At 61.1% G+C, this 22,766-nt stretch carries 17 protein-coding genes; 7 read left to right on the plus strand and 10 right to left on the minus strand.

Features of this window, described 5'->3' with window-relative positions:
* Positions 1-54: 54 nt before the first annotated feature.
* The 5 genes from EVC45_RS14585 to EVC45_RS14605 form a co-directional block, all read right to left on the minus strand.
* The gene (locus tag EVC45_RS14585) at positions 55-891 is read right to left on the minus strand and encodes a bifunctional allantoicase/(S)-ureidoglycine aminohydrolase (RefSeq protein ID WP_129958678.1); all 837 of its coding nucleotides are present in this window, start codon (positions 889-891) and stop codon (positions 55-57) included.
* A 21-nt stretch (positions 892-912) separates the two neighbouring features.
* A complete protein-coding gene (locus EVC45_RS14590; RefSeq protein WP_129958679.1) occupies positions 913-2,148 on the minus strand; it encodes an amidohydrolase family protein in 1,236 nt (411 codons plus the stop codon).
* Positions 2,149-2,374: 226 nt separating this feature from the next.
* Entirely contained in the window at positions 2,375-3,136 is a 762-nt protein-coding gene (locus EVC45_RS14595; RefSeq protein ID WP_129958680.1) for an IclR family transcriptional regulator, read from the minus strand.
* A 37-nt stretch (positions 3,137-3,173) separates the two neighbouring features.
* Complete coding sequence (locus EVC45_RS14600) at positions 3,174-4,325, minus strand: FAD-dependent monooxygenase (protein WP_129958681.1); 1,152 nt, start codon at positions 4,323-4,325, stop codon at positions 3,174-3,176.
* 299 nt (positions 4,326-4,624) lie between these two features.
* Entirely contained in the window at positions 4,625-5,359 is a 735-nt protein-coding gene (locus EVC45_RS14605; protein ID WP_129958682.1) for an ABC transporter substrate-binding protein, read from the minus strand.
* A 304-nt stretch (positions 5,360-5,663) separates the two neighbouring features.
* Between EVC45_RS14605 and EVC45_RS14610 the strand changes: the two genes are divergently transcribed.
* The 5 genes from EVC45_RS14610 (at position 5,664) to EVC45_RS14630 (ending at position 14,139) form a co-directional block, all read left to right on the plus strand.
* Positions 5,664-9,203 (plus strand): type VI secretion system Vgr family protein, encoded by a 3,540-nt coding sequence (locus EVC45_RS14610; protein ID WP_129958683.1) that lies wholly within the window; start codon positions 5,664-5,666, stop codon positions 9,201-9,203.
* A gap of 94 nt (positions 9,204-9,297) precedes the next feature.
* Positions 9,298-10,665 (plus strand): hypothetical protein, encoded by a 1,368-nt coding sequence (locus EVC45_RS14615; RefSeq protein ID WP_248295136.1) that lies wholly within the window; start codon positions 9,298-9,300, stop codon positions 10,663-10,665.
* Positions 10,666-11,019: 354 nt separating this feature from the next.
* Positions 11,020-12,393, plus strand: a complete 1,374-nt coding sequence (locus EVC45_RS14620) for a hypothetical protein (RefSeq protein WP_129958685.1) — start codon at positions 11,020-11,022, stop codon at positions 12,391-12,393.
* Between the two features lies 1 nt (position 12,394).
* Positions 12,395-12,682 carry a PAAR domain-containing protein gene (locus EVC45_RS14625; RefSeq protein WP_129958686.1) on the plus strand — a complete coding sequence of 96 codons (288 nt, stop codon included), beginning with the start codon at positions 12,395-12,397 and terminating at the stop codon, positions 12,680-12,682.
* A 17-nt stretch (positions 12,683-12,699) separates the two neighbouring features.
* A complete protein-coding gene (locus EVC45_RS14630; RefSeq protein WP_129958687.1) occupies positions 12,700-14,139 on the plus strand; it encodes a hypothetical protein in 1,440 nt (479 codons plus the stop codon).
* Positions 14,140-14,220: 81 nt separating this feature from the next.
* Here EVC45_RS14630 and EVC45_RS14635 read toward each other — a convergent pair whose 3' ends face one another.
* The 3 genes from EVC45_RS14635 to EVC45_RS14645 form a co-directional block, all read right to left on the minus strand.
* Positions 14,221-15,510, minus strand: a complete 1,290-nt coding sequence (locus EVC45_RS14635) for an MFS transporter (protein ID WP_129958688.1) — start codon at positions 15,508-15,510, stop codon at positions 14,221-14,223.
* A gap of 52 nt (positions 15,511-15,562) precedes the next feature.
* Positions 15,563-16,891 (minus strand): MFS transporter, encoded by a 1,329-nt coding sequence (locus tag EVC45_RS14640; RefSeq protein ID WP_129958689.1) that lies wholly within the window; start codon positions 16,889-16,891, stop codon positions 15,563-15,565.
* 72 nt (positions 16,892-16,963) lie between these two features.
* The gene (locus EVC45_RS14645; RefSeq protein WP_211193420.1) at positions 16,964-18,238 is read right to left on the minus strand and encodes a glucarate dehydratase family protein; all 1,275 of its coding nucleotides are present in this window, start codon (positions 18,236-18,238) and stop codon (positions 16,964-16,966) included.
* 203 nt (positions 18,239-18,441) lie between these two features.
* On the opposite strand from EVC45_RS14645, the gene EVC45_RS14650 reads away from it, so the two are divergent.
* Together EVC45_RS14650 and EVC45_RS14655 are read left to right on the plus strand one after the other, a co-directional pair.
* On the plus strand, positions 18,442-19,146 hold the full coding sequence (locus EVC45_RS14650; RefSeq protein ID WP_129958691.1) for a GntR family transcriptional regulator: 705 nt from the start codon (positions 18,442-18,444) through the stop codon (positions 19,144-19,146).
* 334 nt (positions 19,147-19,480) lie between these two features.
* Positions 19,481-19,840, plus strand: a complete 360-nt coding sequence (locus EVC45_RS14655; RefSeq protein ID WP_248295137.1) for a hypothetical protein — start codon at positions 19,481-19,483, stop codon at positions 19,838-19,840.
* 112 nt (positions 19,841-19,952) lie between these two features.
* On the opposite strand, the gene EVC45_RS14660 is transcribed toward EVC45_RS14655, so the two are convergent.
* Both EVC45_RS14660 and EVC45_RS14665 read right to left on the minus strand, forming a co-directional pair.
* Positions 19,953-20,966 (minus strand): Gfo/Idh/MocA family protein, encoded by a 1,014-nt coding sequence (locus tag EVC45_RS14660; protein WP_129958693.1) that lies wholly within the window; start codon positions 20,964-20,966, stop codon positions 19,953-19,955.
* Between the two features lie 131 nt (positions 20,967-21,097).
* Positions 21,098-22,762, minus strand: a complete 1,665-nt coding sequence (locus EVC45_RS14665; protein ID WP_129958694.1) for an alpha-amylase family protein — start codon at positions 22,760-22,762, stop codon at positions 21,098-21,100.
* Positions 22,763-22,766 lie beyond the last annotated feature (4 nt).

Genomic DNA, 22,766 nt, shown 5'->3' on the forward strand with positions numbered 1-22,766 from the left:
GGCCCCGTTCGGCGCGGCACGCCCGGATGAAGGGGCGTGCCGTTTGGCATGAATTCAGCGCGGCGCGTTGAGCGTCAGCTTCATATGCCGGTTGACGTCCTTGTACAGCAGATAGCGGAAGCGGCTCGGTCCGCCGGCATAGCAGGCCTGCGGGCAGAACGCGCGCAGCCACATGAAGTCGCCCGCTTCCACCTCGACCCAGTCCTGGTTCAGTCGATAGACCGCCTTGCCTTCCAGCACGTACAGGCCGTGCTCCATCACGTGCGTTTCCGCGAACGGGATGACGCCGCCCGGCTGGAAGGTGACGATGTTGACGTGCATATCGTGGCGCATGTCGCTGGTATCGACGAAGCGCGTCGTGACCCAGCGTCCTTCCGTGCCCGGCATCGGAATCGGCTCGATGTCCTGCTCGTTCTTCACGAACGGTTCGGGAAGCGGCACACCATCCACGGCTTCATAGTGCTTGCGGATCCAGTGAAAGCGTGCGGTGTCCCCGTGGCGATTGCGCAATTGCCAGTTCGTGCCTGGCGGAATGAACGCATAGCCGCCCGGCTTGAGGACGTGCAGGCTGCCTTGCAGCGTGACCTCGATTTCGCCTTCGACGACGAAAAGCACGCCTTCGGCTTTCTCATCCTGTTCAGGATGCTCGCTGCCGCCGCCGGAAGCCACTTCCATGATGTATTGCGAGAACGTTTCGGCGAATCCGGACAGCGGACGCGCCAGAACCCAGAGGCGCGTGTTGTCCCAGAAGGGAAGGTGACTCGTGACGATATCGCGAAGCACGCCCTTCGGAATGACCGCGTACGCTTCGGTGAACATCGCGCGATCGGTCAACAACTCCGTCTGTGCAGGATGGCCGCCGTGAGGCGCATAGTAAGTGTTGCTTGACATACAGGTGTCTCCGGTAAAGGTTCACCTCGTTGCACGCACGGCGACGCCATGGTGATGCCGAGGTTTTTCGGACTCGAATCGCAGACTGGATAGCTCGTACTGGAACTCGCCGCCGCGGACGATGGCGCGCTCCGCAGGCGCCGCCGCCACAGCGGCAGCGCCGTTGGGCGCCTTGACGATGACGAAGCTCGCGTCACTGCCGGGCTTCAGTCCGTACGCATCTTTGCCGAGCACGGCGGCGCCGGCGTTGGTGGCCATGTGAAGCGCGACGAGCAACTCGTGGTCGGTGTAGAAACCGGAGCGGTAGCCGATCAACATCGCTCTTTGCAGCATGTCGCCATTGCCGTAAGGCCACCAGGCGTCCTGGATGTTGTCGTTGCCGGTAAAGACGCATACGCCTGCTTCACGCAATCGCAGGATCGGCGGGAACGCCCGGTCGCCAGGCGCGTTGGTCATGATCGATACGCCGGCCTGCGCTAGCGCCGCGGCGATCCGGTCTACCACACCGGGGGCGACATCGCCCAACCCGTAGGCATGGCTGACGGCGACGCGGCCCTGCATGCCTGATGCCTTCGTGCGCGCGGCGATCCGGTGCAACTGGTCGATGCCTTGCTGTCCCGCTTCGTGCAAGTGAATATCGATCTTCACGCCGCGCCTTTCCGCGATGTCGAAGATGATCTGAAGCTGGCCGTCGGCGTCGCCGTCGAGTGTCGTCGGGTCGATGCCACCGACCACCTCGGCGCCTTCGCATGCAGCCGCATCGAGAATATCCGCCGTGCCGGGACAGGAAACGACACCTGCCTGCGGAAACGCCACCAGTTCGATGTCGACGAGACCACGCCATTTCTCGCGCGCCGCCATGACCGCGTGCAGGTGGGTCAGTCCCGTGCTTGCGTCGACGTCCACGTGACAGCGCATTGCCATGGTGCCGAACGATGCGGCCTGGCGTATCAGCGCATCCGCACGGTCCGCGATGGGGCGCGCGCGAGCCAGCTCCTGCTTCTCGACGGCAAGGCGCTCACGCAGACTCGAGGCTGGCCGGTGAGGGCGCCAGCGATCGCCCACGAAGCTCTTGTCCAGATGGATATGACCATCGACGAAGCCCGGCAGGACAAGGTGGCCGTTGAGATCGGTGATCTCTTCGCCGCCGGTCTCGGGGTGTTGCGAGCCGACGGCGGCAAACAGACCGTTTTTGACCGCGAGGTTCAAGGCGTTGCCATTGACGTCGATGGCATTGATGAAGACGCGGTCGTACATGCTTGTGCCTCAGTGAATCGGGATATGGTCAACACATCCCGAACCTTCGGCGGCGCTGCGTTGACTAGTCCCTGGGGTGGTGGACCTGTTCAAAGTACAGCAGGCGCATAGCATCTACAAATTAAATGATGAAATGAGATTCATCCATTTTCTGAATGGGTCCTCGTCACTCGCGCAGCGTGATGTAGAACTCGCGTCATTTCCGTTTTCGTGAGCGTCGGTTCTGCTATGCGAGCAGCTTCGACATCTGCGCGGCGGCGCGCTTGACCGGCAACGCCAGCGCTTCGTCGTGCTCCGGCCGGTCGGCGAACAGGCGCGACGGCCCGGCGATGCTGAGCGCGGCAACCGGGTTGCCCGCGGCGTCGACGATCGGCGCCGCGCACGAATCGATGCCTGCTTCGAGACCCGAATGACTCCACGCGCAACCGTCCGCGCGTACTTCGGCGAGACGTGCCGATAGCGCATCGAACGATGGCGCGTCGGCTTCCTGCCACTCGGTCGCGCAGAGCCGCTCGAGTTCCACGGGAGCGAGCAGTGCGAGCATCGCTAGCCCCGGCGTCGCACGATACGCGGGCAGCCGGCTGCCGACGCGGATCTGACTGACGAGCGGCGTATCCGGCACTTCTGAGAGCGAGTAGACGATTTCCGCGCCTTCGCGCATGACCAGATACGCCGACATGCGCGTCGACGCGGCGAGCATCGGCAGTACGGCGCGCGCATGCGCGATCAGATCGGACGATCCCAGCGCGGCCGACGCGAGCGTCAGAAACGGCATCCCCAGACGATGTCCGGTGCCGTCCGCGACGATCAGGCCGAGCGCTTCGAGCGATGCGATCAATCGCATCAGCGTGATGCGATTGACGCCGAGCTGCCGCGCGGCCTCGCTGACATTGCCGGTCTGTCCGCCCTCGGCAATGAAGCGCAACAGCCGGAACGAGCGTTCGACGGCGTTCGGGGCTTCAGTGCTGCGTTCTGAACCGTCAGACATGCGATGGGCGAGGAGCGAGATAAGGGACAGACAGCGATCATGCCACAGGAACCGTCCACGCATCGTAGCCGTAGACCCAGCCGGCGTTGCCGCCTTCCTTGAGCCAGTTGTTGCCGCGCGAGCCGATCTGGATGCGCGCGGTGCGCTCGCGACGCGCTTCTTCGTAGCGTGCGAGCGCGGCATCGAGCGTCGTGGACGAAGCGTCGGCGAGCGCGCGCGACAGCACGACCGCGTCTTCGATCGCCATGCCGGCGCCCTGCGCCATGAACGGCATCATCGGATGGCAGGCGTCGCCGAGCAGCGTGAAGTTGCCGCGGCTCCATTGCGGCAGCGGATCGCGCACGTACAGTGCCGAGGCGAGCACGGTATCGCAGGCGGCCAGCAGCGTTTTCGCGTCGGCGTGAAAGTGTTTATAGGCCTCGCGCAGCGCGTCGGGGTCGCCGGGGGCGGTCCACGATTCGTTGGTCCAGTCGGGCTGCGCAGTCGTCGCGAAGATGAACACGTCGCGGCCGCGATTCAACGGGAACGTGACGATCTGCGATTCCGGCGTCGGGCCCCACCATTTGACGAACGCGCCGGTTTCGAGATTCGCAAGACGCGTGGCGGGCACCACCGCGCGATACGACACGACGCCGGTGAACTGCGGCGCGTCCGGGCCGAGGATGAATTCGCGCACGCCGGAATGGATGCCGTCCGCGCCGATCACGAGATCGAAACGATGCACGGCGCCGTCGGCGAGCGTGACGGTGGCGGCGCCGTCTTCCTGCGCGAGCTTCGTCACGCGATGGCCGAGCCGCAACGCGCCGGCGGGCATCGCGGCTTCGAGCGCGGTGATCACGTCGGCGCGGTGCATCGTCAATTGCGGGGCGCCGTACTTGATCTCGGCTTCGTCGGACATCGGCAGATGCGACGTCACTTCGCCGGTGTCCCACGTCCGGCTGATGCGGGCCGACGGACGCGCGGCGGTTTCGCGCAGCGTCGCGCCGATGCCGAGGCCGTCCAACGCGCGCACCGCGTTCGGCGTCAGGTTGATGTCGGCGCCGACGCGGCCGAAACGCTCGGCCTGTTCGAACACGACCACGTCGTGGCCTTGCTTGTGCAACGCGATAGCCGCCGCCAGACCGCCGATTCCGCCGCCATTGATTCCGATCTTCAGCACTTCGTTTCTCCGATGTTCATAAATGAACATATTCGTGATAAATTGAACAGGTGACGATTGTGGCCAGAAAATTTTTGGGATGCAACGAGTTTTGGGAGGCGAGGGGCCTAGGGGAATCCCTTGGTGAGGAAAGCGGAAGTCACGCCGAAGGCCGTGGGGAACGGCGGCGTGATCGTTCATGCGAACCGCGTGCGGGTTGCCCGGTGCGAATAACGCGGGGAGAAGAAAGGCACCGCGGGGTGCAGGAGAGCGAGCGGGTTGCGCGAAAGACTCGCGAAGATCAGCAACCGCGTAGCGGGCGCTACGCGGTGTCGGCCTGGAGCGGCCTGCTACGCCGCAGGCGCGACGGACGCCCCAGCGATCCCATGTCGCGCGAGCGATTCCGCCACGAAGCCCGACGCCTTCATCTCTTCGACGAACGAACCCAGCGCCTGAGCCGCCGCTTCGCCGCGGCTCTTCGGCACACCCATCGCCTGGCGGATCACCATGAAGCGCTCGTCGAGCAGCCGCAGTCCTGCGGTTTGCTTCGCATCGGCTTCGAGTTGCTGCTTCACGCCTGCCGCCACTTCCAGCTGCTGCTCGATGAACGTCGGCACGACACTCGGCGAGCTTGGCGCACGCACGATCTGCGCGGCCTTCAGTTCGCGCGTCAGAAACAGATCGTACGCACTGCCTTTGCCGACGACGACCCGGTTGTGCGGTTGATCCACATCCTGATTCGAGCGCACCGGCGAATCGCCGCGCACCAGATAGAAGCCTTCGATCAACACATACGGCGCCGTGAACTCAATCGTTTCGCCGCGCAATGGATCGATCGCGAAGAAGCCGAAATCCGCGCGTTCCTCGCTGACGGCCTGCACCGATTTGCCGGCCGTATCGAACACCACCAGTTCCAGTTCGACATTCAGTTTTGCGGCGAACGCGCGCGCGAGGTCGATCGATACGCCGAACGGCTCGCCGGATTCGGTGTGACTCCTGGCGAGGATCGGATTGCCGAGATTGATCGACGCACGCAGCTTGCCCGTTGGCGTGAACGCGGCGACGACGGAGGGATCGATGGTCATGAAGGCTCTCGTGGTGACCGCGTTCAGGGCGAAGCGCGGTCTCAGGTTCAAGGATTTCGCTGATGCTCGCGCATCGCTTCAGACGCTTCTTCGTTGCGCTCGCGATCCAGCAATTCGAGCAGATGCAAATGCTGCTTGAAGCGTATTCAAAAAATGAGGTGTCTCAAAACGATCTTTAATCCTTGTCAAAACCGGCTCGTCTCAAATTAAAGCAATTGACCTTGTATGGTTTAAATGGAAAATTAATCAGGCTAAAAATTCAGCCAGATCATACGGGATCAATTTGAGTTCAACATTGGAGCGAGTGCGGAGCTATCTGACCGGACGCCAGGCCGCGCACCTTAAATTCATACGGCGTGAGGCGCGTCGAGACAGCGAAAGCGGCAAGCCGTTACCGGGGCCGGAAGTATCCGTCGTGTCCTGGGAGATCCGCGAGGAAATCTGCGAGCCCTATTGCATCAAGGCGGTGATTTCGGCTCCGCTTGCTATCCCTCGAAAGGACGTGCTGGGTCAGTTCGCGCGATTTTCGATCGATCCCGAGGACAGTCGCGCGCACCGGGAATTTCATGGGTTCGTGGCGAAATTCGATTCGGTTTCCGAATCGCGCGACGGCCATACCTATCGCGTCGTGATTCGTCAGCATCTGGCTGTACTCGACGGCCCCAGCAATTGCGCGACGTATCAGGGGCTTGCGTCGTGGCAGATCGTCAAGGAGGTTCTGGACCGTCACAATCTGCGTCCGTGGATGGGGGTCGAATTCAGGCTGCGCCGCGAGCACCCGAAGCATGCCTTCCGCTTCCAGTACAACATGGGCGACTGGCCGTACATCAGGCTCGAAATGGAGCAGGCCGGCCTGTACTGCTATACGACGACTGGTGCGCATGGCGAGGTACTGGTCATCGCCGACGACATCGACGGCTACACGCGTCCGCCAATTCCGGTACTGGATCGTCCCAGCGCCGACCTGTCCACGTTCGAGGAATCGATCTATTCCCTCGAGGCGCACACGCGCACTGTACCCAAATCGTACGTGGTCGCGGACTACAACCCTGAGAGCGCGTGGGACCGCATTCGCGACGAAAGCGGCGTCGTTACGGACGACGACACCATGCTCGGCACGCCGTACGTGTGGGGCACGCACCACCAGGACGAGGCCGGTGCGAAACGCGAAGCGCAGTTGCGACATGAGGCCGCTCGCGCGCGGCAGGTGCGGTACAAGGTCGAATCAACGGTGCTCGCGGTGCGGCCCGGCTGCATCGTGAAGTCGGACAACGCGCATGAAGATGCGATCGCGGGCATGCTCGTGACGAGGGTCGTGCATCGCGGCTCGCGCGCCGAAAGCTACATGAACACGTTCCGGGCGATGCCCGCGAACCGGCCCTATCGCATGATGATCGACGAAAGCCGGTGGCCGAGGATTCACGGCACGCTAGGTGCGACGATATCCTCGCCCGGCCAGTACAAATTCGCGTACCTCACTGAGAAGGGCGAATATATCGCGCGATTCCACTGCGATTTCGGCAGCTGGCCTAAAGGCGCTGAGAGCGTGCCATTGCGGCTTGCCAAGCCGTTCGCCGGCAAAAACCATACTGGCCTTCACATGCCGGCGCTCGACGGCGACGAAGCGCTGATCGGCTTCAGGGAAGGCAACCCGAACAAGCCGATCATCGTCGGGTTCCTCCATAACAGCGAGCGTCCCGACCTTATCAATTCGTCGCGGCGTCGCATGTCGCGCAACGAAATCCGCACGCAGTCAGGTAACAAGCTGTGGATGGACGATTGGGACGACCAACAAGGTATCGAGCTTGGTACGGAGCACTCCGGCCGCTCGCAATTGAACCTCGGCTATCTTGCCGACGGCGAACTCAAATCACGCGGCGCGGGAGCGGAACTGCGCACGTCCGGTCACGCTGTGACGCGAGGCGGCGCGGGTGTGATGCTGTCCGCCTACGACCGGCCCGGCGGCAGCGGCAAACAGCTCAGCATGGCCGAGACGGTTGCGCAGCTCAAGCAGATGCTGGCGCTCGCGGAATCGCTCGCGCGGTCCGCCGAGGCGTCGAAGGCTTCGCCCGCCGACATCGAGGCGCAGAAGGCCATCAGCGCCGATCTGGACGAACTCAAAAAGCCCGGTGCCGTTATCGCCGCGCCGGGACCTGTCGGTGTCTTGTCGGGCGACGGCGTGCAGTTTGCCGCCGATGGTTCGATCATCGCGACAGCGAAAAAGGGCGTCCACTTCAGCACGCTCAAGCGCTTCACCGTTGCCGCTCGCGATGTGATCTCGCTGTTCGCGCAGAAAGGCATGAGTCTGATTTCGGCGGCGGGCAATGTCGTCGTGCAGGCTCAACGTGGGGCGATGCAGCTTGCGTCGCAGCAGGACATGACTGTGGAGACCGTGGACGGCGTATTGCATGTGAAGTCGTCGAAGGAGATCGTGCTGAACGTCGGCGGATCGTATCTGCGCATGACGCCCGGTGGGATCGAGATGGGTACGCGCGGCGGCGTGCTGTTCAAGACGAGTAGCCTCAAGAAGACGGGGCCGGCGCAGATGGATTTGGGCGGGGTGGCGTTTGCGCCGAAGTTTGTCCCCTACACCACGCAGTGCGAAGTCTGGCGCACCAATCCGGCCTTCGTGCCGCCGCCCGAGCCAGCGCCTTTGATGGCCCCGGCCCGGAATGCGGGAGCGGTGGCACCGTCACCATTTGGCGATTTCTTCTCGCGTCGATCCAGCGAAGGCGTACCACCGGGTGCGTCCGCCTTTTCGCCATTTGACGGCAAGCCGTCGAATGTGGATTCGGGGGTGGCTGGAGCCAAGGTCACGTTGAATAGTCCCGGCGATCAGCAACAGGCTTATGTTGCGCCTGATCCTATCAGGCTGGTGAATGCCGTTCCCTGCGATTGGAAAATATCGGACCTGAAGGCCGATGTACGGGAGCGCATCGAAGCCCGGTCGTATTGGGGGGTGTTGAATGACCGGACACCGTGGAAGAGCAAGGATGGAACAACTCGGTATCGGGGTGGTGGTTCGAGGGATTCGATTTTCGAATTTGCTTATAGCGAGCAAGACAAGGCGATTGTCTGCACGGTTCGGGTGATGCTGATCCCGATGGATCTGTTTCCCGTCGATGCAGAAGGAAATCGTGATCCTTCAATTCGTCCTCAAACGATTCCATACAACTATCTGGAGCATTGGAGGCTGACGCCGGGCTCCACAGAGAAGGGCGTGAAAAAGGACTATCGCGATGCGTTGGGGGATAAATATGACGTCAGCGCAGTGAGAAGTCGTATCGAGGCGGTGCTGAATCAGGGGAGCTACAAACTGATCCTGGACGGTTGCGCCAAAGGGGCCGCGTGCGGATGCCGGGTGAAAGTGTCCTTCAAGGTAGACCTGCGTGTATCGGTTAAGGGCGTGCCTCTGAAGGGATTCAGCGAGCATGTTTCGCTTCACCTGTACCCCTCCGTTCTTCGGGCAGATACGTCTTCGTGGGGGGAACAGCATAAATGGAAGGATAACCAGAATGTCATACACGACTATCCGATCGCGAACGTCGAGGCGCATGAGTGCGGCCACTATTTCAATTTTCCCGACGAGTATTTCGGTCAAGGCGGTTGGCTGCATGAAGCGTATATCAAGGACGAACAGATTGATTTTTCGCTGGTCGATGCCAACGCGGGAGCCATGGTATGGCAAGGTTATTCAGATCAAAACCTGATGGGCGGCGGTGCTAACGCGCCACAGCGGGATGGTCGCCCTTCGGCAATTATCCGGCCGTACTACCTGGAATATGTGCGGCGTCAGTTTTCGCTCGCGACGAATAAATTGTGGCGGGTCGGCTATGAAGCGTAATCCATGGATGGAATATCTGAGGAGTGCGGCCCTCTCGTTGTTCCTGATTGGAAGCAATGCGCACGCTGAGATAACAAACCCCGGGAATCAGTCAATGCAATTCAGCTATACGACAAATGGCGATGCGGATGGCAGCCTCAACGCCTATGGAAACAACGAAATATCGGTTGCAGAAGATGTGCTGACGGTCCAGATCGGCGATTCCGATGACCTCAGATATATGAGCGGAGTTGGAATATTTGAACTGAAACTACTGAATCAGAATCTGGAAGACGCCAGGAAGCTTGCGGAGTTGTTGTGTTCTCCGAAGGACCCTGCGAGTGACGTGCCGATTCTCGATCTTTACATCGCCAGATGCAACGGAGAGACTAGAAGCAGTTTTGTTAAAGATTTTAGTCGGGATGTCGAAAGAAAGATCCATGCTCTGATGAGCAAACTGAAAGAGGCAGCGATTCGGGACGGACGAAAACTCGTGAAGCTCGACCTTGCTCTTGTTTCAGTCGATCGTGACAAGGACGGCTTTGTGGTTTCTTTCAGGTTCATCAATGGCGGAGATTACCCGATCAAGTTCAAGACACCCGATAAGTGGGACACCAGAATGGGCAAGTATATGGATATCCTCGGTGTGAATGGCTACCGTTTGGGTGACAGTGATCAGGATCAATTTGGACTTGCACTTGCTGGCACGAATCTCGTCGACCCCGCGCAGTTTCCAGATGGCGAAGTCAATTTGCCGGCGCACAGTGACGTGGTGATCAAAATGAAAACCAGCTCAGTCAGTAAATTCGCTGCCGGCACCTACGACTTGAATATCGGCGCATTCATGAACATGGAAGTCGTCGGCATTCAATCGAGTCTGGTACGAGTCGATTTCAATTCGAATCACAAGAATCCCACGCGGGTTACCTTCGATCGCGACTATCCGTGGACGCCCGAAGAGCGCGAGCAGTGGGAAGTGACACAACGGGCCAGAATGTCCTACTTCCCAGTGAAGCCAGGCGAGACGTTCGCGGAGGAAGGTCTGTATCGCGCCGTGACGCTGATTTCCGGTGTCCGCTATCGCAGCCTTCAGGTCAAACGATTCAAGGTCGGGGACGTGGCGGCCAGGGATAAAGTGAAGATGCTGATGGAGAACGGGAACGGCATCAACATCAGCGGGCCCGTGCAGTGGGAGTGGCAGGCCACCGCACCGACGTCGGTCAAGCAGTACTCGTTCGACATCATCGATGACACCCGGCAGTTCTGTACTCCGGGTTCGATATGTCCGCGCAGTGGCCGCTGGGTTGCCCGCGTCGATGTGGGATCGGATTTCCGGTACCCGGAATACCAACATGACCTGTCAAGTCTTGTGAGGCGGCGACGTGGCCAGCCGATGCCATCTATCCGGGCCGAGAGCGACCGGGCAGATTGGGAATGGGTGGGGCCTGAGACGGAAGAGCGTGGCTGCATATTGCATGCATGACAGAACGACCGTGATTTTGAATTGGGACGCAAAAATAAGGCTGTGGCTAAATATTGAGCAATAAAAATTGAAACAATCTTATGGGTGGTGGATGTCGTCGTCCTATAGCTAGTACTTCACCTTGTTACCTTAAGTACATTCGAAGATGGTTTTCTGTCTATACAAGCAAATTGTGTCGGGTTGGTTATGACGCGCCTGTTGCGCTTGCGAAGAACGCCAAAGTGGAAAGCGGGGACTCGCCTGCGAAGGCGGAGACTGTTCAGGTTAAAAGATAATGGTTACTCGAATTTTTTCAAGATACTAAGTGTAGCTTTTTTGTCTTTGGCTACGCTATGGACGGCAGGAAGATACGCGATGGCGAATAATTTAAATGACGATGTCTTACACCCCGGCGCGTTTTCTCTTTCGTGGGCTGGCGGTCTCCAATACGGTTCGAGAGAGATGAGCTTCGACGGTGATAGCAGGTTCTATTTCGCCAAAGGGGATACGATCAACGATGATCTCCAAACCGGCATCGGCGTTTTCGTGCTTGATCTGCAAAACCGAGATATTCAGGATCTGAAGGACGTGGCGGAAATCCTGTGTGGCAAGGATATCCAGACGGGTGGACCTGAAACTCATGACCCCGCCGCGACATTCAACATTGTGTGTTTAGACAATGGGAAAGCTGTTAGCAAATCAGGTTCCTTGCGGTTGATTCCTGAGCGACTTAAGCGCAGGGTCCTCGATACGCCTTTCAGGTTAGCGGAGCAGGCACGGACGCAAGGCCGCAAGCTGATCAAACTGGATTTCACCACCCTGAAGATCGAACGCAAATCCGATCGCTACGTCGTTTCCGTACGCTTCATCAATTCCGGGATTCGCTGGATAAGGTTTAAGACATCGGATCAGTGGCCGGGCAACACGATCGGAGGAGAACTTGGAGTCGCTCCTTTTAGCAAGATCGGGGCGGTCAATCCGCGCGACGATTGGGGTTTCCCGCTGTCGGGTCAAAAGCTAACCAATCTTGACGAATTCCCTGATGGAGTCGTTTCTCTGAATCCAGGAGAAGGAAAAATTCTTAGATTCGAGACAGTTCCCGACAGCAGGATTGTCAAAGGGGACTACGAGCTTTCCGGCGCCGCGTTCATGAGAATTGAATACGAAGGGTACGGATGGGGGCTGTCGACCCAGGTAGACTTTAGACCCATCAAAACACGCCTCACTTTCGACCATGACTATCCATCGACGCCCGAGGAGCGCGAGCAGTGGGAAGCAAAGCATCGCGCGGATATGTCTTTGCAGCCGATCCTGCCAGCAGGAACATTCCCTGAGAACGGCCTCTACCGCGCAGCCCGCGTGGCATCCGGCGCCCACTATCGCAGCCTTAATCTGAAGCCCTTCAAGGCCGGGGACGTGGCCACGACCGACAACGTCAAGATGCCGATGGAGCAGGGCAACGGCGTCGAAATCAACGGGCCGGTGCAGTGGGTGTGGGAAGGCAGCGCACCAACGCCTACCAGCCCATCATCGTTCGACTGTGAGGACGGCACCCAGCACCATTGCATGCCGGGCGCAACATGTCCGCGATCCGGGCGATGGATTGCGCGCCTGCGCACCGGTCCGCTTCACCAGCGCTCAACCTACCGCTATGACATGACCCGCATCGTCGCCTTGCGTCGCGGACAGCCGATGCCAGCAACGCGAGCCGATGCCGGCGACACCGATTGGGAATGGATTGGAGCCTGACATGGCAGAGCGCGCCTGCATATTGCAGCATGACCGGACGACGGCTAACGGAATCGTGCTCGATGGCCTCGACGACATCGGCCTCGATGACCGCAAACTAAGCTACGTAGGGGCACGGGTTCAATGTCCCGCCTGCCACTCAATCGGTCGCATCGAAGCGCACGGCGAACGTTCAGATCACAGCCTGAGCGGCAAACGGCATGCGCTCGAAAACGATCTTTGCCGATGTCGCTGTAACCCCCCGCCACGGCTCATTGCCTCGCAATGCGAGTGGACCGACGAGGCCTGACCGATGACGGTGCGCCAATGAAATTTCGCTGGGATCAGCCCATACCCGCTGAGTGGACGGCGAGCAAACCGCCGCCCGTATGGACCTACCTTCTGCTGTTCGTGGTCGTCGAGTGTGTCGCTGTCGGTCTGACCGTGGCTATGTGGGCTCAGGGCAAGTCCGTCGTTTCCGCTGATTTCGTACGGTACGTCCTGCTGTTGCCGCTCGCCGTCTGGCTGGCGTTCTGTATTGCATTGCACCGCGCGCTATACGGAGGCTTCGCGTTCGAGGCTGCCGTAAAGAACAGCGCGCGCCGTCATCTCCTGAACCGTTGGCACCAACTCTCGCGCAAAGGTATTGCGGTGCTCGACAGCGTGATTCTGACGCCCGAACCCGACCTCGGCGAACGGATGTTGAGCCTCGAGGGTAAACCGCCAGAGAATCCCGGAAAGGTGATGGCGCTCGATGGACTCGATTCGGCCAATGGCCTGTCGCGCGTTCATGCGATGCTCGAACAACTCCTTATCCCATTGACGGGCAAACTCACGCGCGCCGCGCGTAGCGGCTCGTTCGAAATCGTGATCCAGTGCGAGCGCGCAGAGTCGTCGGTGGACGTTCGGACCGTGTGGGAATGTCTGGATCTACCGGGGCGGCCTCGCATCCGCTGGATGAACAACGACGCAGCCCCCGCATTCGCCGATGCGTGGTTCGAGGACGATATCCAAGCGCCGTACGCATCCGCATCGTTCGTGATCGACAGGACGCCACGTTATCGCCTGCTGCTGGCGTGGCATCTGAATGACCATGGTCCGGACGCGTCGCCTGAGGCGTCGGAGTCGGCGGTGGCGCTGTTGTTCGGCTCGGCCGCACTTCTTGACGACAAGCCGGGTATCAAGCAGCAGGCGTGGCTGTTGCGTCAGCGCATCTCGGATGCGGTCGACGTCGATGAGTCGCTTGCGCTGCTGCTGCGCGCGCAACAGGTGCCGCATGACCGGATCCGCCATTTCTGGCATAGCCGGCTCAAGGGACTGTCGCAACATGCAACGTTGGGGGCTGTCAGAGATACCGGGCTGAAGGTTGACGAACATGCGCTCGATCCGGCCATTGGCCCACAAGCGCCTGTCGCCCGGTGGATCGTGCAGGCGCTCGCAGCAAAGATGGCGCACTTCGGGCAGGGAGCCCAGCTTGTCGCGCTTCCGCACGGACACGGCGTAGCGCTGAATCTTGTAGCGAAGCAACCCTCGACGCTCGACGTGCCCTGGAAAGCGGAATATGGCTATAGCCTGTTTCCCGCCGCGGAACTCGCGACGTGCTTTCTGCTTTGGGTCGCTATGCTGCTGCTGTGCGTTGACGAGCAGTGGGGTACTGCCCAAACCGTTGCGACGGGCGTATGCATTTTTCTCGCCATTCTGTTTGCAGGCGCCCGCTTCATGTCGTGCCGTTTCTATGCGGGTGAGATATGGCGCAAGTATGGCTGACCATGTGTAACGAGGCGCTACGGTCATAAGGACCGTAGCGCCTCGTGCGCCCCACGCTTTGGATGGCTCAGCAGAGCTACTTCAATCGCGCAACTTCACCGCCGTCATGCGCGGCATCAGCAGGTGGATGATGCCCAGTGCAACCAGATACGCCGACGCGCCAACAGTGAACAGCGCCCAATACTGCCCGGTGCGCTGCAACGTCTCGCCGATCACGCCGGAAAAGAAGAACGAACCGACCATCCCCGCCACGCCGCCGATACCGACCACCGTGCCGACCAGCCGCTTCGGGAACACGTCGCCAACCGTCGTGACGAGGTTCGCCGACCAGCCCTGGTGCGCCGCCGCCGCGAGACCCACGGCGAACACCGCCCACCACAGGCTCTGGAAGTACGACAGCGTAGCGATCGGCACCACACATAACGCACAGATGAGCATCGTCAGCTTGCGCGCGAAATTCGGCCTGTTGGTGCGCGCCATCAAGCGCGACGACAGCCAGCCACCCGCCACACTGCCGACCGATGACATCGTATAGATCGCGATCAGCGGCAGGCCCATGTTGCCGATGTCGATATGACGCGACTCGTTGAGCCACTTGGGCAGCCAGAACAGATAGAACCACCACACCGGATCGGTCAGCAGCTTGCCGAAGACGAACGCCCACGTTTCGCGGTACTTGAGCACCGACAGCCAACTGACTTTCTGCTCGACTACTTCTTCGCGATCCGCATTGATGTAGTCGAGTTCTTCCTTCGATACCGACGGATGCTCCGAGGGTTGCCGATAAACCAGCAGCCACACCGCAAGCCAGATGAAGCCCGTCGCGCCGCCCGCGATGAAGGTCGCGCGCCAGCCCCACATCACCGCGGCGATCGGCACGAAGGCCGGTGCGACGATGCCGCCGATCGTCGCGCCCATGTTCCAGAAGCCCGTCGCGAGCGCGCGTTCTTTCTTTGGAAACCACGTTGCCGTGGTGCGGATCGCAACCGGAAAATTCGCCGCTTCGCCGAAGCCGAGCAGACCGCGCACGGCTGCGAAACCCGGCACGGTCGACGCCACCGCGTGCAGCATCGCCGCGAGACTCCACAGCGCCATCGCGCTGCCGTACACCTTCTTCGTGCTGACGCGATCCGCGATGCGGCCGAAGATCGCCAGACCCACCGCATAAGCGACCGTAAACACCATCACGGTCTGCGCGTACTGCACCTGGCTCCAGCCGATGTCTTTTTGCAGCAGCGGCGCGAGCAGGCCGAGCATCTGACGATCCATGTAGTTGATCGTCGTCGCGGCGAAGATCATCGCGCAGATGGTCCACCGGTATCGTCCGACGGCCGTGCGTGCGACGGCCGTCGTTGCGTCTATCGTTTTCATCGAGTCTCCTGAAGGTTTTTAGAAATGATGTCTGTACTGTCGTTCGATGCGGTCAATGCGCGGAGACGGGCAATCCTTCGCGCGGGCTCATGCGGGAGAAGAACACGACCCCGGCAGCAACCACCGACATCACCGCGAGTCCAGTGAGGCCGCCTTCGATCGAGCCGGTCTTCTGTTCGAGGAAGCCGAAGGTCGCAGGCGCGACGAAGCCGCCGAGGTTGCCGATCGAGTTGATCAGGGCCAGCACCGCGGCGGAAATCCGCGCATCGAGATAGCCCTGCGGGATCACCCAGAACAGCGACGAGGCCGCCTTGAAGCCGATCGCGGCAAAGCAGATCGCGACGAACGAGAACACCGGGCCGCCCTGGCCGGCCGTATACATGCCGAGCGCGGCGATCAGCAGCACGCACGCGACCCACGCCTGCTGGAACTTGAAGCGTGCCGCGAGCATCGCGAACAGAGACATCGCGGCGATCGAGATCAGCCACGGAATCGAGTTGAACAGGCCGACCTGGAAATCGTTGAAATGGCCCATCTTGCGGATGATGCTGGGCAGCCAGAAGGTCGCGCCGTAAATGGTCAGCGACACTGCGAAATAGATCAGGCAAAAGATCAGGATTTGCGGATCGCGCAGCAGCGCGCCCAGCGATGGCTTGACCGGGTGTGCGGCGGCGCGCTGGCGTTGCTCTTCGTCGACAGTATCGAGAATCGCGTCCTGCTCGGCGCGGCTGAGCCAGGCGGCGTCGCGCGGCTTCGAGTCGAGCCACAGCAGGATGAAGCCCGCGAGCACGACCGAGAACATGCCTTCGATGATGAACATCCACTGCCAGCCGCGCAGCCCGGCGCCTTCGATCAGCATCAGCCCGCCGGAGATCGGCCCGGACAGCACCGATGCGAGCGCCGAGCCGCTCAGGAAGATCGCCATCGCCTTGCCGCGCTCGTTGCTCGGCAGCCATTGCGTGAAGTAGTAGATGACGCCGGGAAAGAAGCCCGCTTCGGCTGCGCCGAGCACGAGCCGCATCGCGTAGAACGACGTCTCGCCGCGCACGAATGCCATGCCTGCCGCGGCCAGCCCCCACGTGAGCATGATGCGCGCGAGCCACAGCTTCGCGCCGTAGCGCTGCAGCAGGATGTTCGACGGCACTTCGAAAATCGCGTAGCTGATGAAGAAGAGCCCCGCGCCGAGCCCATAGGCCGCCGCGCCGATGCCGAGATCGGCGCTCAGATGCTGACGCACGAAACCGATGTTCACGCGGTCGATGTAGTTGACGATGAACATCACGACGAACAGCGGCAGCACGCGCCACTTGATCTTACGCACTGCGCTCGCCAGCGCGCCGGCGAGCTCGGGCCGCGCCGTGGCGGCAATCGGGCTAGTCATGGGGGTTGTCTCCTTCGATTGCGACGCGCGTTGCGCGTCGCGGGCCTCGTTGGCTCGGATTGGAAGCGAGAATTAAAAGCGCGGATTCTTGCCGGTGAAGCCCGGCTCGTACTTGCGCATCTGCGACAGGTCATCGCGATTGCGCACGCCACACGACAGATACTGCGCATGCAGCTCGGCGAGGCGCTCGCGGTCGAGCTCGACGCCGAGGCCCGGCGTGGTCGGCACGCGCACCGAGCCGTTGTCGAACTTCACGCGGCCGCCCTTGATGACTTCTTCTTCCTGCCACGGGTAGTGCGTGTCGCACGCATAGGTCAGGTTGGGGATGCTGGCCGCGACGTGCGTCATGGCCATCAGGCTGATGCCGAGGTGCGAGTTCGAGTGCATCGACATGCCGAGATCCCACAGCTTGCACATGCGCGCGAGCGTCTGGGTGGCGCGCAGGCCGCCCCAGTAGTGGTGATCCGACAGCAGGACCTTGACCGAACCCATCTCGGCGCCGCGCCGGAAGTCTTCCATCGTCGTGATGACCATGTTGGTCGCGAGCGGCAGGCGCGTGTGCTTCGCCAGTTCGGCCATCCCTTCGAGACCCGGACACGGGTCTTCGTAGTACTCGAGCAGCTCGTCGAGTTCGGGGGCGGCGGCGATGCTCGTTTCGAGCGTCCAGTTGGCGTTCGGGTCGAGGCGCAGCGGCACGCCGGGGAATGCCTGGTGCAGCGCGCGCATGCAGGCGATTTCATGCGCCGGTTCGAACACGCCGCCCTTCAGCTTGATGCTCTGGAAGCCATACAGCTCGATCATCCGACGCGCCTGCGCGACGATCTGCTCGGGGCTCAGGCCTTCGCCCCACGCATCGGGCGCATAGGGCTTGTCGATGTGCTCGGCGTATTTGAAGAACAGATAGGCGCTGTAGGGCACGGCGTCGCGCACCTTGCCGCCGAGCAGGTCGACGATCGGCGCGCCGACGATCTGCCCTTGCAGGTCGAGCATCGCCACTTCGAGCGTGCTGATGACTTTCGGCGCGTTCTTCGCCGAGTGCGAGCCGGGCGCGAGTTCGAATTCGACCGCGCCGGGGCTCGCCTTGACCGTGGCGCGCACGCGCTCTTCCATGCGATTGAGGTCGAACGGCGACAGGCCGATCACCAGCGACTTCGCCTGCTCGAGCACGCGCAGCATCGGTTCGTCGCCATAGGTCTCGGAGATGCCGACGCGGCCGTCGCTCGTCTCCAGCTCGACGATGGCGCGCAGCGCCCAAGGTTCGTGGATTCCGGCGGCGTTGAGCAGCGGGCCGTCGCGGAAGGCGATCGGGGTGATGCGCACCTGCGTGATGGTGATGTCGCGAGTCATGATGGCAATCGGCATAAGAGGAGTTTGATGGGACGGATAGTAAAGCACTAATGTATTAGTGCGTCAGTGGGGTAAATACTCATGTCCACTTTGTGGCGAATTCCGCTCGCAAGCCCGCTGGAAGGGGCGGGCGTCGGCTATAGTACTAGTGCCTCAGCGGGCCGCCACACGGGTCCGCCTGCTTCCATGCTTCAGTTTCTGCCATGAAAAACCACGCTCACTCGTCGACGGTCACCCGGCTCGACCGCTCCCGCCACGCCGCGCCGCAAGTCTTCGAACGACTGCGCGAGATGATCCTTTCGCTCGAACTGACACCGGGCACGGTGCTGTCGCGCACCGAGCTGGCGAACCGGTACGGGCTCAGCCAGACGCCTGTGCGCGATGCGCTGATGAAGCTCGGCGAGGAAGGTCTCGTCGACATCTATCCGCAGCACGCGACCGTCGTCAGCCAGATCAACGTGACCTCCGCGCTGCAGGCGCACTTCCTGCGCCGCTCGATCGAACTCGAAGTGGTGCGCACGCTCGCGGAGCAGCGCGACGCCGCGCTGATCGCGCAACTGCGCGTCACGATCGCGCGGCAAACGGAATTGCTCGACCTGAAGAACTACGAACAGTTCTCGCTGCTCGATCAGGCGTTTCATCGGCAGATGTACGAGGCGGCGGGCGTGCCGCAGCTATGGGATCTGGTGCGCAGGCTGAGCGGCCATATCGACCGGCTGCGGCGGCTGAATCTGCCGGTGGAGGGCAAGACCATGGCAGTGGTGCGCGATCACACGGAGATCGTCGACGCGATCGACAACGGCGATGTCGCGGCCGCGCAGGCGGCGCTGCGCAAGCATCTGTCGGGGACGCTGAGTCAGATCGATCAGATTCGCACGAGTCATCCTACTTTTTTGGCGGACGAGTGAGGGCTCACTGAATCGCTGCGATGGCTCGATCACCGTCGTCCTGAATGGACCGACGGTGGCGGCCGCATCCGATACCGCTTCGTTGGCGTCGGATACATCCACTTGCCTCGCACTGTGACGACGACCCCGCGACGGTCCTAGGACCATGGTCCGATTGACTCGACATCCGCACGTGGCACCCTTGCACGAAGGGGCCAGCAATCTCAGGTATTGAGCGTTTGGGTTCGCGGGCGCCCGCTGGACACTGAACCAGCGACAGCACGGGAAGGCACACACCACGTCCATCAGATCGAGGGGAGAGCCGATGCGAGCCCGCCGATATGTAGCGCTTTGCATGTTGCCGTTCGTGATCGTCGGCTGCAACACGCCTCCGATCGCACCGGGCAAGCCGGTCGATATCCCGACTGCTCTCGAGCAGGTTCTCCAGGGCCTGTGCAATTTCCGCAAAGATCAAGCCGGCCGGAAGCAGGATCTCGGCGCTGCAATCGACTCGGTCACCGTGGAGCTCGACCTGACCGTCGATGGGTCGAGAAATCCGCCGGTGGCGGTCGCGCCGGATATCCAGTTCATTCCTACCGTTAGCTATGGTCAGATCATGACGGCAAACAGAGGGAGCAGACTCGTGATCACCCTGAAAAAAACGGGCAGCGGCGTTCAAGGCGGAGACTGCGATATCACTGCGCCGGCCAAGTAGGGACCGCTGCCGCTCGCCAATGGGCTGGCCTATGGCTTTGGTTTGCGATAGCGGTCTTTGCCAATGCAGACATCGCGAATCGAACAACCGGACGCGGTGTCAGCGCTGCACTTCAACCTTCAGCGATGCTCTCCCACGCGCCCGATTGAGCCGAGCGGAACACGGCATCGATCACCCGCATGTTCGCGCGCGCATCTTCCAGCGGAATAGCTTGCGGGCCTCCAGTCAAGATCGCCTCCGCAAACGTGGCCGCGGCTACGCCATATTGATCGCACACCGGAATTTCCAGCCAGCGATCAGTCGCGACACCGTCGCTATTGTGTTCACTGATCAACAGGCGCGTCGGTCGATCGTTTGGTGCATTGAATGGAATCTCGACTTCGATGCGCCCTTTGGTACCGTGAAATTGCATCCGTTGATAGGGATACGTTTGAGTCGAGTAAAAGAAGCTCGCCTGCACGCCGTCGAAGTCCATCAGCACCGAGCCGAGCCGGTCCACTTTGAATGCAGGATCCTGCTCCAACAGCGCCACTACGCGCCGTGGCTCACGGCCGATCGTGAAGCGCGAGGTCGTGATCGGATAGCAACCGATATCGAGCAGACCGCCGCCACCTAGCTCGCTCTTGTTGCGGATATTGTTTTCGTTCGTGTTGTGATAGGTGAAACCGCCTGTCACTGCCCGCAATTCGCCGATCGTACCTTCGTCGATCAAGGTCCGCACTTTCAACCACTGCGGGTGCGTGCGAACCATGAAGGCTTCCTGGATGTACCGGCCATTCGTGTCGCGAGCGGCGATCAGTCGTTCGACCTGTTGAGCGTCCAGGCTGATCGGTTTCTCACACAGCACGTGCTTGCCCGCCTCGACCGCTTTAATCGTCCATTCCACGTGGAGATGATTGGGCAATGGAATATAGACCGCGTCGATTTCCGGGTCCGCGAGGAGCGCCTCGTAGCTGTCGTATGCGACAGCCAGACCATATCTGGCCGCGGCTTCCCGCGCCTTCTCCAGGGAGCGTGACGCGATGCCTTTCACCCGACACTTCGGCGCGTTGTGGATGGGCACGACCACCTTGTCGTTGATTTTTGCGGCGCCCAAAATTCCCCAGACTATTTGATCCTTTGCCATGACATTCCTTTTTCCGATTGCGTATCCGATGAGTCGTGCAGGCTGACCATTCGCGTGAGCCCGCATATCGCGGGAGTCCGCGAACGATCAGAGGCTCGCGATCGTATCAGTTTAACCTTCGCCCGGCGTTGCTAGACCTCGGTCCGCCTGAGCAGATAGTCGAGGCCGCCCACCCGATACCACCGGTATCCGAACGGCTCGAGAACCACTGCGTGGCAGCCGTCATCGTTAGCGTCGCTGTGGTCGTCGGACAGAAGATTGATCAGCGACCCTCGGCCCGGTTCGTTGGAGCTTAGACGGAACTCGACGGTACACGCGTCGGCGCGGAAGTTATGCAGAAACAGCACGGAGTTGTTACGCCAGTGATAAATGAGCGCGAGCACATCGTTTCGCGAAGTGGGCAGCACTTCGAAGTCGCCCCAGCTGACTTCGGGCACTTCCCGGCGCATGCGAATCATCCGCTCCGTCCAGTTGAGAAACGAATTGGGATCGCGTCGCTGCTTCGCCACGTTGACCCGCTCGAAGCCATAAGCCCCGCCGGAGATCACCGGAACGGGCGGCTTTGGATGGCTGGTGAAGCCGCCTTGCGGCTCGCCCGACCATTGCATCGGCGTGCGCGCGCACTGACGCTCGGGCCTGCGCAGGTCGTCGCCCATGCCGATTTCATCGCCATACCGGAACACGGGCGTACCGGGCAAGCTCAGCATCAGGCTGTAGGCAAGTTCCAGACGGCGTCTGTCGCCCGCCAGCATCGGCGCAAGTCTGCGGCGGATGCCGCGCCCATACAGCTGCATGTCGCGGTCCGGGGCGAACGCGGCGAACACGGCGGCGCGCTGGGCGGGCGTCAGACGGCCCAGATCGAGTTCGTCGTGATTGCGCAGAAATACTCCCCATTGCGCACTGGGCGGCCGTGGCTTCGTCGCCAGCAGCGCGTCCTTCAACGGCTTCGTGTTGCCCGTCGCGAGCGTGTAGAACGTGTTTTGATTGACCCGGAAGTTGAACATCATCGGCAGGCGCTCGCCCGCGTCGCCGAAGTAGTGAAGATCCGTTTTGGGCAGCACGTTGGCTTCGGCCAGGATGATCGCGTCACCCTGGCGCCACTGCAGAAACTCGCGGAAGGTTCGCAACATGTCATATTGCTCGACCGGGCGGCGCACTTTCGGGCCCTTCGTCGCGATGACGAAGGGCACCGCGTCCATGCGGAATCCGGACACCCCCAGCTGGATCCAGAAGCCCATGATCTTCAGCAGTTCCGCCTGCACGTGGGGATTCGACGTATTCAGGTCCGGTTGAAAATCATAGAAGCGATGGAAGTACCAGCGTTTCGCCCGCTTGTCGAAACTCCACGTCGACTTCTGCACGCCCGGAAACGCCACGCCGCGTTGCGCATCGGGCGGTTTCGTATCTGACCAGACATACCAGTCGCGATATTTCGATGTAGGGTCGCTGCGTGCTTCGAGGAACCACGGATGCTGGTCGGACGTATGATTGACCACCAGATCGATGATGACGCGCAAGCCACGCTCGGCGCACGCATGGGTGAACTCGGAGAAATCGCCGAGCGTGCCGTACTTCGGATCGACGTTGTAGTAGTCGCAGACGTCGTAGCCGTTGTCGCGCCCGGGCGACGGGTGGATGGGCATCAGCCAGATCGTCGTCATGCCCAGCCCCTGAATGTAATCGAGCCTGCGCATCAGACCCTGGAAGTCGCCGACGCCGTCGCCGTTCGCGTCCATGAAAGTGCCCACCGAGAGGCAATAAATGATCGCGTTCTTGTACCAGAGGTCATTGAGCATAGAT

Origin of the sequence: Paraburkholderia sp. UYCP14C, from assembly GCF_004197395.1 — a bacterium.
Classification (GTDB): Bacteria; Pseudomonadota; Gammaproteobacteria; order Burkholderiales; family Burkholderiaceae; genus Paraburkholderia.

Bases quoted from the DNA above. Each gene is read 5' to 3' on its own strand.
- EVC45_RS14600 (WP_129958681.1), bottom strand. From the start codon at position 4,325: ATGTTCATTTATGAACATCGGAGAAACGAAGTGCTGAAGATCGGAATC.
- EVC45_RS14595 (WP_129958680.1), bottom strand. From the start codon at position 3,136: ATGTCTGACGGTTCAGAACGCAGCACTGAAGCCCCGAACGCCGTCGAA.
- EVC45_RS14635 (WP_129958688.1), bottom strand. From the start codon at position 15,510: ATGAAAACGATAGACGCAACGACGGCCGTCGCACGCACGGCCGTCGGA.
- EVC45_RS14650 (WP_129958691.1), top strand. From the start codon at position 18,442: ATGAAAAACCACGCTCACTCGTCGACGGTCACCCGGCTCGACCGCTCC.
- EVC45_RS14665 (WP_129958694.1), bottom strand. From the start codon at position 22,762: ATGCTCAATGACCTCTGGTACAAGAACGCGATCATTTATTGCCTCTCG.
- EVC45_RS14625 (WP_129958686.1), top strand. From the start codon at position 12,395: ATGGCAGAGCGCGCCTGCATATTGCAGCATGACCGGACGACGGCTAAC.
- EVC45_RS14585 (WP_129958678.1), bottom strand. From the start codon at position 891: ATGTCAAGCAACACTTACTATGCGCCTCACGGCGGCCATCCTGCACAG.
- EVC45_RS14630 (WP_129958687.1), top strand. From the start codon at position 12,700: ATGAAATTTCGCTGGGATCAGCCCATACCCGCTGAGTGGACGGCGAGC.
- EVC45_RS14590 (WP_129958679.1), bottom strand. From the start codon at position 2,148: ATGTACGACCGCGTCTTCATCAATGCCATCGACGTCAATGGCAACGCC.
- EVC45_RS14640 (WP_129958689.1), bottom strand. From the start codon at position 16,891: ATGACTAGCCCGATTGCCGCCACGGCGCGGCCCGAGCTCGCCGGCGCG.
- EVC45_RS14660 (WP_129958693.1), bottom strand. From the start codon at position 20,966: ATGGCAAAGGATCAAATAGTCTGGGGAATTTTGGGCGCCGCAAAAATC.
- EVC45_RS14645 (WP_211193420.1), bottom strand. From the start codon at position 18,238: ATGACTCGCGACATCACCATCACGCAGGTGCGCATCACCCCGATCGCC.
- EVC45_RS14655 (WP_248295137.1), top strand. From the start codon at position 19,481: ATGTTGCCGTTCGTGATCGTCGGCTGCAACACGCCTCCGATCGCACCG.
- EVC45_RS14615 (WP_248295136.1), top strand. From the start codon at position 9,298: ATGCAATTCAGCTATACGACAAATGGCGATGCGGATGGCAGCCTCAAC.
- EVC45_RS14605 (WP_129958682.1), bottom strand. From the start codon at position 5,359: ATGACCATCGATCCCTCCGTCGTCGCCGCGTTCACGCCAACGGGCAAG.
- EVC45_RS14620 (WP_129958685.1), top strand. From the start codon at position 11,020: ATGGCGAATAATTTAAATGACGATGTCTTACACCCCGGCGCGTTTTCT.